The sequence below is a fragment of the Pontimicrobium sp. MEBiC01747 genome (assembly GCF_053601635.1).
This window is the reverse complement of the sequence record NZ_JBSHNS010000125.1, coordinates 1-9,582: the sequence shown is the minus strand read 5'-3', so window position 1 is coordinate 9,582 and position 9,582 is coordinate 1. Positions and strand designations below refer to the sequence as shown.

General features: G+C 33.6%; 12 protein-coding genes. 8 read left to right on the top strand and 4 right to left on the bottom strand.

Features of this window, described 5'->3' with window-relative positions; genetic code table 11:
• The 4 genes from ACVC2P_RS03400 to ACVC2P_RS03385 all read right to left on the bottom strand — a co-directional run.
• Positions 1 to 512, bottom strand: a 512-nt coding sequence (locus tag ACVC2P_RS03400; RefSeq protein WP_452597083.1) for a cytochrome c3 family protein, incomplete at its 3' end; no start/stop codon positions are given.
• Positions 505 to 1,200 (bottom strand): nitrate reductase cytochrome c-type subunit, encoded by a 696-nt coding sequence (locus ACVC2P_RS03395; RefSeq protein ID WP_452597082.1) that lies wholly within the window; start codon positions 1,198 to 1,200, stop codon positions 505 to 507. The genes ACVC2P_RS03395 and ACVC2P_RS03400, both read right to left, overlap by 8 nt.
• A 3-nt stretch (positions 1,201 to 1,203) precedes the next feature.
• Complete coding sequence (locus ACVC2P_RS03390; RefSeq protein WP_452597081.1) at positions 1,204 to 3,531, bottom strand: molybdopterin-dependent oxidoreductase; 2,328 nt, start codon at positions 3,529 to 3,531, stop codon at positions 1,204 to 1,206.
• 3 nt (positions 3,532 to 3,534) lie between these two features.
• The gene (locus ACVC2P_RS03385) at positions 3,535 to 3,774 is read right to left on the bottom strand and encodes a hypothetical protein (protein ID WP_452597080.1); all 240 of its coding nucleotides are present in this window, start codon (positions 3,772 to 3,774) and stop codon (positions 3,535 to 3,537) included.
• 147 nt (positions 3,775 to 3,921) lie between these two features.
• On the opposite strand from ACVC2P_RS03385, the gene ACVC2P_RS03380 reads away from it, so the two are divergent.
• Genes ACVC2P_RS03380 through moaCB form a run of 8 tightly spaced genes read left to right on the top strand, consistent with a single transcriptional unit; the run spans position 3,922 to position 9,496 of the window.
• Complete coding sequence (locus ACVC2P_RS03380; protein ID WP_452597079.1) at positions 3,922 to 5,097, top strand: molybdopterin molybdotransferase MoeA; 1,176 nt, start codon at positions 3,922 to 3,924, stop codon at positions 5,095 to 5,097.
• A gap of 11 nt (positions 5,098 to 5,108) precedes the next feature.
• Positions 5,109 to 5,447, top strand: coding sequence for a winged helix-turn-helix domain-containing protein (locus ACVC2P_RS03375; protein WP_452597078.1), 339 nt, complete (start codon positions 5,109 to 5,111; stop codon positions 5,445 to 5,447).
• Positions 5,447 to 6,187, top strand: coding sequence for a sulfite exporter TauE/SafE family protein (locus ACVC2P_RS03370; RefSeq protein WP_452597077.1), 741 nt, complete (start codon positions 5,447 to 5,449; stop codon positions 6,185 to 6,187). Before ACVC2P_RS03375 ends, ACVC2P_RS03370 begins: the two co-directional genes overlap by 1 nt.
• On the top strand, positions 6,188 to 6,775 hold the full coding sequence (gene mobA / locus ACVC2P_RS03365) for a molybdenum cofactor guanylyltransferase (RefSeq protein ID WP_452597076.1): 588 nt from the start codon (positions 6,188 to 6,190) through the stop codon (positions 6,773 to 6,775).
• Positions 6,759 to 6,992, top strand: coding sequence for a MoaD/ThiS family protein (locus ACVC2P_RS03360; protein ID WP_452597075.1), 234 nt, complete (start codon positions 6,759 to 6,761; stop codon positions 6,990 to 6,992). The genes mobA and ACVC2P_RS03360 overlap by 17 nt, the downstream gene beginning before the upstream one ends.
• Positions 6,993 to 7,005: 13 nt before the next feature.
• On the top strand, positions 7,006 to 8,082 hold the full coding sequence (gene moeB, locus ACVC2P_RS03355) for a molybdopterin-synthase adenylyltransferase MoeB (protein WP_452597074.1): 1,077 nt from the start codon (positions 7,006 to 7,008) through the stop codon (positions 8,080 to 8,082).
• Between the two features lie 3 nt (positions 8,083 to 8,085).
• Complete coding sequence (locus tag ACVC2P_RS03350; RefSeq protein WP_452597073.1) at positions 8,086 to 8,532, top strand: molybdenum cofactor biosynthesis protein MoaE; 447 nt, start codon at positions 8,086 to 8,088, stop codon at positions 8,530 to 8,532.
• A gap of 49 nt (positions 8,533 to 8,581) precedes the next feature.
• Positions 8,582 to 9,496: a bifunctional molybdenum cofactor biosynthesis protein MoaC/MoaB gene (moaCB, locus tag ACVC2P_RS03345; RefSeq protein WP_452597072.1), complete on the top strand. Its 915-nt coding sequence runs from the start codon at positions 8,582 to 8,584 to the stop codon at positions 9,494 to 9,496.
• The last annotated feature ends 86 nt before the right edge of the window (positions 9,497 to 9,582 follow it).

The window sequence follows — 9,582 nt, the reverse complement described above, 5'->3', positions numbered from 1 at the left end:
GCCCAGCTTTCTATTCGTTTACCATGAGCACCACCAACCCAATCTTTTTGTTGTTTTTGATGACATTGACCACATAACTTATAACTTTTATTAAAATGGATTGGCGTTCCTGTTAAACTTTTTAAATTATCGGGGTTATTGCCATCGTGGCATGTAACACAATTCATGGTGTTAATATTTGCATGGTTTAATTTTATATTCCAGTGAGCCTTTTTAAGGTCTTTACTTTGCATTTGTGCCAGAGGTTTAGTGTGGCACTCTGTACATTTATAAGATTTTATTTCTCCTGTTCTTTCTGGTATTAAAAATGTAATTCCGTTTTCGGAGACTTCTACCAATTCCATATTTTCTATATATTTTTCAGAAGAAGTAGAAATACCTTGATAGTTTTTGCTTTCGGCTTCAATTTTATCTGTAATGCTATGATATTCGTGGTCTTGATGTTTACAAGAAGTAATAAGAAGCATTATGATGCAAAAACCAAAAAGTTGTATATGACGATGATTATTCATTAGTTTCAAATTTTCTTATAAATGTGCCTATATCTTCTGTTACTTTATTATTAGGAACATGACATTGTCGGCAATTAATACGCTCTGGATGTGTAACTCTAATTTCTTTAGGAGCAGCAGGTCCTGCATGACATGCTAAACAGTTTTCGCGTAATTGTAATTGATGAGGTATTACAGGCGGGCTACCATCTAAAGCATTATTTACACCTACTAATGGTATTGTTCCTTTTTTAAAATTAGTGCCTTTAAATAAACTTGTCGTTTTTTCTGGAACATGGCATTGACGACAATTAATTTTTTCTGGGTGCGGAGTAACGGGAGCATAAGCGTTAAACTTAGCCGAGAATCCGCCATTTTCATGACATTTTAAGCAACTATTTTCTCCCATGTTTCGTTCACTTTCTACTGTGTGAGGAATGCTAGGAGGTGCGCCATAAAAAGCTCTATTGTTATAATAGGTTTTCATGCTGCGTTGATGATTTTCATCAACGGGCATATTTACATAATCTAAAGCGTATTCAGAACGTTCAAAAACTCCAGATTCTGAAGGGATAATAGGAATCGGCCTATTGTTTTCTATAGGGACATAGGCTTCTTCTTGACCTTGGTAATAACTATAATTCCAAACAACAATAAAAGCTATAAATAGAATTACAAATAATGATATGATACCTAATCGTTTTCTCATAACCTAAGCTTTTTCTACTTTAACAGCACATTTTTTATAATCAGGTTCTTTAGAAATTGGACAAAACGAATCTAAAGTAATGTCGTTAATTAACATATTTTCATCGAAAAAAGGAACAAACACTTGCATAGGTGCTGGTACACCTCTTTCATTTATAGCAGCAGGTAGTGTTATTTCTCCTCTTCTGGTTGTTAATTTTACACGGTCTCCAGTTTTAATTTGCAGACGTTTAGCATCTTCTGGGTTAAGCTCTACATAACTGTGTGGCATTGCTTTATGCAATACAGGAATTCTACGCGTCATAGAGCCAGTATGCCAGTGTTCTACTACACGTCCAGTACATAACCAATATGGATACTCTGAGTCTGGAGACTCTGCAGCAGGCTCGTAAGGACGTTGCCAAATAATAGCTTTGCCATCTTTTTTTCCATAAAAATGAAAGGCTTCTCCATTGCTACATGCAGGGTCGTACTTAGAGTTAAAACGCCATTGTGTAGACTTTCCTTCTACGTATGGCCACATTGCACCTGGTTGAGATTTTAAAACCTTTAAAGGCGCCATGTTATGTTTTTTATTATCGTGATGCTTACGGTATTCATTATATATTTCTTCAATATGGGTGTCCTCGTTATAGTAAAACTGTTTTTCAAACCCCATGCGTTTGGCTACTTCAATTAATTGCCAAGTATCGCTCATGGCTTCTCCTGGTGGCTGTACCATTTGCTCAAAGTACTGTGTTCTACGTTCTGAGTTGCCATACATCCCTTCGCGCTCTACCCACATTGCAGATGGTAAAATAACATCGGCTATATCTGTGGTTGGAGTAGGGTAAATGTCTGACACTACAATAAATCTGCCTTCTTTTTTTGTTGCATCTCTATAACGTTTTAATTTAGGCATAGTTACCATTGGGTTGGTTACTTGAATCCACATAAAACGGATATCGCCTCTATCTAATGCTCTAAACATTTCAACCGTATGGTAGGTTGGTTTTGGATCTATATTTTCAACAGGAACATCCCATATTTTTGCAGCAAATTCTCTATGCTCTTTATTCATAACCACCCCATGAGGTAGTTTATGGGTTAGTGTACCTACTTCTCTAACAGTACCACAGGCAGATGGTTGCCCTGTTAATGAGAAGGGACTATTACCAGGTGTAGAGATTTTACCTGTTAATAAGTGAATGTTATAAATTAAGTTATTCATCCAAGTACCTCTACTGTGCTGGTTAGGGCCCATACACCATAGCGACATTACTTTTTTGTTAGGATCACCATAATAAGCAGCCATGTATTTAATATCTTTAGCAGAAACACCTGATATTTTTTCTACTTTCTCAGGAGCATAATCCTCTAAAAAGGTTTTGTATTCTTCAAAACTTATCCCTTCTGGCTTGTCTTTAAATTTATAGTTGTCTTCTAAGCCGTAGCCCATGTTTGTAATCCCTTTTTTGATATTACAATGTTTTTCAATAAAGGATTTATTTACCCAACCATTTTTTATAATTTCATAACAAATAGCATTAGCAACAGCTAAATCGGTTTGGGGTAAAAATAAAATAGATTTATCTGCAGCCATACTTGTACGCGTTGTACGAGTAGCAAAATCTATAATTTTCACACCTCTTTTAAGTCGTTGGTCTAATAATCTTGAGAATAAAACGGGGTGCATTTCTGCCATGTTATTTCCCCAAAGTACAAATACATCTGCATGATCTATATCCTCATAACAGCCCATAGGTTCATCTATTCCAAAGGATGTTAAAAAACCTGTTACAGCACTTGCCATACACAAACGAGCATTTGCTTCAACATTGTTAGTACCTATACAACCTTTAAAAAGTTTAGAAGCAACATAGCCATCTGGAATAGTCCATTGACCAGAACCATAAATAGAGACTGCGTCCTTACCATGATCCTTTATGGTGTCTTTCATTTTTGAAGCAATTAAGTCTAATGCTTCTTCCATTGAAGTCTCTACATATTTTCCGTTTTTTTTAACCAAAGGCTTTGTTAAACGGTCTTTTCCATACATAGACATTACAGAATGATAACCTTTTACACAACATAAGCCTTTGTTTACTGTAGATTTAGGATCTCCTTTTACGGCTACTGCTTTACCATTTTCTACACCAATTAAAACGCCACAACCTACCCCGCAAAACCTACATGGAGCCTTTTTCCAATCTAAATTACCGCCTTTTGGTAATCCTTTTTCTTGTTCGCTAGCAAACATAATACCTGGAAACATGGCCGCTGCTGCTGTCATTGCAGAAAGTGTTGCCATTTTTTTAATAAAACTTCGTCTATTAGTTAAAGAAGTATACATATGTTAGTTTGTTTTAGTTGTGTTAAATCCTGAAACCATAGTTAGTAGTTTTAAGCTACTTATGGTTTCTAGTTTTTGTTTTAAAATATCTTCGTCTTCCCTAGTTTCTGTTTCAGTAACTACTATTAGAATGTCTTTGTTTTCTGCAGGGATAACATCACATTCATTAATTTGAGAGAGTGTTTCTATGAGTTCCTTTTTTTTGCCCTCATACGGATGTGCTAAATAACTTTTTACAGACATTGTTTTTTGTTAAAGATTGATACACAAATAACATGAAAGTTACTCTTTTTTAACATGATATTAATCATATATAAGAAAAAACATATCGCTATATTTGTTTGGAAATAACGATAATAGCTCTATTTTAGAGTATAAAATCTTGTAATAATGATTAGCGTAGAAAAAGCTAAGGAACTTGTTTTTAATAAAACGAATGCGACAACGACTCAAGAACGGTTTTTGATAGACTGTATAGGGTATTATCTTTCAGAAGATGTTATTTCTCCCATAGATATGCCACCTTTTAGACAATCTGCAATGGATGGCTATGCCCTTAATATGCATGACTCTGAAAACTATAAGGTTATTGGTGAAACAAAAGCAGGAGATAGTTGTAACCCAAATTTAAAAATAGGTGAAGCAGTTAGGATTTTTACAGGGGCAGCTGTTCCAGATTCTGCAAATGCAGTAATGATGCAGGAAAAAGTTGTTTCTAACGAGAATAGTATAATACTAACTAGTAAAGTCACTGCAGAAGCAAATATTCGCCCAAAAGGAGAACAAGTAAAAAAAGGAGCTGTAGCTTTAAAAAAAGGAACATGTTTAACACCTGCCGCTATAGGTTTTTTAGCAACTTTAGGAATTACAAAGGCTTTAGTGTTTAAGAAGCCTACTATAGCAATTATTGTTACAGGAAATGAGCTTACAGAAGCAGGAGACGTTTTAACTTACGGAAAAATATTTGAGAGTAATACGATAATGCTGCAAAGCGCATTACTTAAATCTGGTTTTACAGACATGCAAATATACCGAGTTAATGATGTGTATGAAGAAACTGTGAAAACTCTGGAGTCTGCAATTTCAAAAAGCGATGTTGTTTTAGTTACCGGAGGTATTTCAGTTGGAGATTATGATTTTGTAGGGAAGGCTTTAGGAGAATTAAAAGTAAAAGAGGTGTTTTATAAAGTAAAACAGAAACCTGGTAAACCATTATATTTTGGAGAAAGAAATAATACTTCTGTTTTTGCATTGCCAGGAAATCCAGCTGCTGCATTAAGCTGTTTTTATATTTATGTATACCCAGCATTACAAAATAGATCTGGAGCAAGTAATTTTAAATTGAAACAATCTAAAGAAAAATCAGCATCATCTTTTATAAAAAAAGGAGACCGTAGTCAATTTTTAAAAGCAATTTATAACGCTGGAGAAGTTTCTATTTTAGAAGGACAAAGCTCTGCAATGTTACAAACATTTGCCTTAGCTAATGCATTTGTATATGTACCAGAAAACTTAAATACTATAGCTATAGGTGATACGGTAGAAGTAATACATTTTCCTCATTAAATAATGTCATTATGGAGTATAAAATAAAAAGTAGAATATGGATTGAAGCAGGAGACAAAGTGCTTATAGGAGAAGGACGCGTACGTTTGCTAAAAGCTATTGAAGAAACGGGGTCTTTGTCTAAAGGCGCCAAAGCTATGGGAATGTCTTACAAAAAAGCCTGGACTCTTCTTGATGCTGTTAATAAATCTGCCAAAAAACCAGTAATAATTACAAACGTAGGAGGCAAAGATGGAGGAGGCTCAACGTTAACCCCACATGGGAAAGCGCTAATCGATGCTTTTGATACTATTAATAAAAACTGCTGGGAGTATTTAGATAAACAACTTTTAGAGATAGATATATTTTAATGCCAGACATAACGACATATTGGGTTTTTATAGTTTGCTTACCTATCATTTCGTTTCTATATGCTAGTGTTGGTCATGGAGGAGCAAGTGGTTATTTAGCACTCATGGCATTATTTTCGTTTGCGCCAGAGGTTATGAAACCTACAGCACTATTGTTAAATTTATTTGTTGCAGGGATAGCATTTTACCATTACTATAAAGCAGGATATTTTAATAAAAAACTATTTATGTCCTTTGCAATAGCTTCTATTCCCATGGCATTTTTAGGAGGAAGGCTTACAATTGATGCTTCTATTTATAAAAAAATTCTGGCATTACTATTAGTATTTGCTATTTTAAAAATAATGAATGTTTTTGGACGTGAGCAATCGACTGTAAAAAACATTAAAATATGGGAAGGCATAATAGTTGGAGCTATCATAGGCTTCTTTTCTGGATTAATAGGAATAGGTGGAGGCATTATTTTAAGCCCAGTTATACTATTATTTCATTGGGGTAAAATGAAAGAAGCAGCTGCTGTTTCAGCTTTATTTATTTGGGTAAATTCAGCTTCAGGATTAGTAGGCCAATTAAGTAGTGGAGCATCTTTACCTAAAGAGACTATTTTATTTGTGCTTTTTGCATTAATAGGAGGATTTTTAGGAGGCTATTATGGAAGTAAAAAATTTAATAATAAACATTTAAGATATTTACTTGCTTTTGTGTTAGTGCTAGCATCTTTTAAATTATTTATAGTATAAATGAAAGCGGAAAAACAACATATTACAGGAATTATTCTAGCGGGAGGGAAAAGTACTAGAATGGGGAAAGATAAAGGACTAATAGTATACAATAAACAACCTTTTATACAACATGTTATTAATGCTTTAGAGCCTATAGTATCAGAAATTATTATAGTAAGTAATAATCCAGAACATGATGTGTTTGCGGAAAAACGTGTTGAGGATTTAATTCCTAATAGCGGACCAATAGCGGGGTTGTATACAGGTTTATATTATTCTAAAACTGAAGAGAATTTAGTATTGAGTTGCGATATTCCATTAATAAGCACATCAGTTTTAAATGCATTAATAAATGCTTCGGATAAAACTATAAACTGTGTTCAAATAGAAAGTAATAATAAAGTAATGCCGCTGATAGCATTGTATAAAAAACAATGTAAAGACACCTGTTTTACACTATTAGAACAAGGCGAAAAACGATTAAAAGTGCTAACTAAGCAGTTAAAGACTAAAACAATAGTATTAGATAAAGCTTTAGCAATACATACAACAAATGTAAATACACCAATAGAATTAAAAGAGATAAACCATGCAACTAACAGTTAAATATTTTGGAATGTTGGCTGAGGTCACTAAATGTGAAGAAGAAATTATTAATGAAGAAGGAACTACAGTAGTAGAGTTTTTAGAAACATTATATAATAAATACCCAATATTAAAAGATAAAGATTTTCAAATAGCACAAAACCAAAAGTTAATTACAAAAGAGACCCTTTTATCTTCTGGAGAATTAGCATTGTTACCACCTTTTGCTGGAGGATAAAAAATAGAGAAGCATGACTAGATATAACAGACATATTATATTACCAGAAATAGGAGCTAAAGGACAACAACAACTTTTAGACTCTAAGGTATTGGTAGTCGGTGCAGGAGGTTTAGGATGCCCTATTTTGCAATACTTATGTGCTGCAGGAATTGGTGTTTTAGGTATTATAGATCATGATGTTGTAGATGAGTCTAATTTACAACGTCAAGTATTATATGGAACTTCTTCTTTGGGAAAATATAAAGCGTTGGCAGCAAAAAAACGACTTGAAGATTTAAACGATACCATAACAATCCATGCCTATACAGAAAAGCTAACAACTACTAATGCTATTACTCTGTTTGAAAAATATGATCTTATCATTGACGGAACCGATAATTTCAATACCCGTTACTTAATAAACGATGCCTCTATCATTACTAAAAAACCATTAGTATATGGAGCTATTTATAAGTTTGAAGGGCAAGTTGCTGTTTTTAATTATAAAAATGGACCTAGCTATCGTTGTCTGTTTCCAAATTCCCCTAAAGCAAATGCAATCCCTAATTGCTCAGAAATAGGTGTTTTAGGAGTATTACCAGGAATTATAGGAGCCATGCAAGCTAACGAAGCCTTAAAAATTCTATTAAAAATAGGGCATGTGTTATCTGGAAAAATATTATATTACAATGCATTAACAATGCAATCTCATACCATTAGCATTCAAAAAAGCGAGGAAGCAAACTACGATAAAGTTATTACTCAATTTCAAAAGCAAGCATTAGAATTTAGTTGTAAAACAAAAACAATAGAGATTACTATAGCAGAAGCACTGCAAAAGAAAAATGTACAATTTATAGATGTACGAGAAGCACACGAATTACCTAAAATTAAAGCTGTTAATTGTATTAATATTCCATTAAGTCAGTTAAAAGAGCATATACATAGCATTAACCCTATAAAAGAAAACATATTATTCTGTCAATCTGGAATGCGAAGTAAAAAAGCCGTAGCATTATTGCAACATTACCATATTACAAATTGTTACAGTTTAACAGAAGGCGCTTCAAGTTTAGAAGAGGCATTAAATATTACAAAAGTTACATAAAAGATGAAAGAACATAAAAAAGCAAAAAACGTATTTATACAAGGGCCTATCTCTGCTGAGTTTATAGGTAATTCTATTGCTAAACACCAATCTAAAACAACAATAGGTGCGCATGATATTTTTTTAGGACAAGTACGAGCAGACGAAGTAGATGGCCGTGTTGTAGCCTCTATAGAATACACTGCTTATGAAGATATGGCAAATAAAAAGTTTCATGAAATACGTGAAGCTACTTTCGAAAAATTTAACCTAACATGTATGCATATATACCACAGTTTAGGACATGTAAAAGCAGGAGAATTGTGTTTGTTTGTATTTGTATCTTCTCCAAGAAGAAAAGAAGTTTTTAAAGCAATAGAATACATTGTAGAAGAAATAAAAACACAAGTGCCAGTTTTTGGAAAAGAGATTTTTGAAGACAGTACGCACCAATGGAAAGCAAATTCATAACTTGTTGTTAATTACAAAAGAAGCACATTAAGATAATAGATAATTACAAATGGTAGATATTACACATAAAACCAATACACTCCGCATTGCAACAGCACAAGCAATAGTTCGTGTAAGTAAACAAGAAACAATTACAGCTATCTTAGAAAAAACAGTTCCAAAAGGAGATGTATTTGCTATGAGTAAAGCAGCAGGGTTGTTAGGCGTAAAAAAAACACCAGAATTATTACCAGACTGTCACCCGTTACCTATAGAGTATACTGGAATAGACTATAACATTAATGGCTTAGAAATAACTGTGCTATGCACAATAAAAACGATTTATAAAACAGGTGTTGAGGTAGAAGCCATGCATGGCGCAAGTATAGTTGCGCTAAATATGTACGATATGCTAAAACCTATAGATAAAGGCATAGAAATACATCAAATTAAATTATTATCAAAAAAAGGAGGGAAGTCCGATTTTAAAGACCGTTTTAGAAAAGACATCACTGCCGCAGTAATTGTCTGTTCAGATACAATTTCTGCTGGACAAAAAGAAGATAAAGCAGGAAAAGCGATTATAAAAAAACTAGAAGAAAGTCATGTAGCAATTGCAGATTATATTGTTATTCCAGATGAAAAAGAAAGTATTCAAGACAAAGCAAAACATTATCAAGAACAAGGAGTAGATTTAATTATATATACAGGTGGTACAGGCTTGTCTAAGCGAGATGTTACTCCAGAAGCATTACAACCATTGTTAGATAGAAACATTCCAGGAATAGAAGAAGCCATTAGAAGTTATGGGCAAGATAGAACGCCATATTCTATGCTGTCGCGTAGTGTTGCAGGAACATTTAAAGATACATTAGTACTAGCATTACCAGGCTCTACCAATGGAGCAAAAGAATCCATGGATGCAATATTTCCTTCTTTACTGCATGTTTTCAGAATTTTTAAGGGCGCAAGACACGATTCATGAATAAAGACCAAAACATATTAACCGATACTTTTGGAAGAGCACACCAATATTTACGCATCTCTCTTACAGAGCGCTGTAATTTAAGA

What these genes read in the sequence shown, in the direction of transcription:
- ACVC2P_RS03375 (WP_452597078.1), top strand. Translation starts at nt 5,109, where the DNA reads ATGGAGTATAAAATAAAAAGTAGAATATGGATTGAAGCAGGAGACAAA.
- ACVC2P_RS03370 (WP_452597077.1), top strand. Translation starts at nt 5,447, where the DNA reads ATGCCAGACATAACGACATATTGGGTTTTTATAGTTTGCTTACCTATC.
- moaCB (WP_452597072.1), top strand. Translation starts at nt 8,582, where the DNA reads ATGGTAGATATTACACATAAAACCAATACACTCCGCATTGCAACAGCA.
- ACVC2P_RS03395 (WP_452597082.1), bottom strand. Translation starts at nt 1,200, where the DNA reads ATGAGAAAACGATTAGGTATCATATCATTATTTGTAATTCTATTTATA.
- ACVC2P_RS03360 (WP_452597075.1), top strand. Translation starts at nt 6,759, where the DNA reads ATGCAACTAACAGTTAAATATTTTGGAATGTTGGCTGAGGTCACTAAA.
- ACVC2P_RS03350 (WP_452597073.1), top strand. Translation starts at nt 8,086, where the DNA reads ATGAAAGAACATAAAAAAGCAAAAAACGTATTTATACAAGGGCCTATC.
- ACVC2P_RS03390 (WP_452597081.1), bottom strand. Translation starts at nt 3,531, where the DNA reads ATGTATACTTCTTTAACTAATAGACGAAGTTTTATTAAAAAAATGGCA.
- ACVC2P_RS03380 (WP_452597079.1), top strand. Translation starts at nt 3,922, where the DNA reads ATGATTAGCGTAGAAAAAGCTAAGGAACTTGTTTTTAATAAAACGAAT.
- ACVC2P_RS03385 (WP_452597080.1), bottom strand. Translation starts at nt 3,774, where the DNA reads ATGTCTGTAAAAAGTTATTTAGCACATCCGTATGAGGGCAAAAAAAAG.
- moeB (WP_452597074.1), top strand. Translation starts at nt 7,006, where the DNA reads ATGACTAGATATAACAGACATATTATATTACCAGAAATAGGAGCTAAA.
- mobA (WP_452597076.1), top strand. Translation starts at nt 6,188, where the DNA reads ATGAAAGCGGAAAAACAACATATTACAGGAATTATTCTAGCGGGAGGG.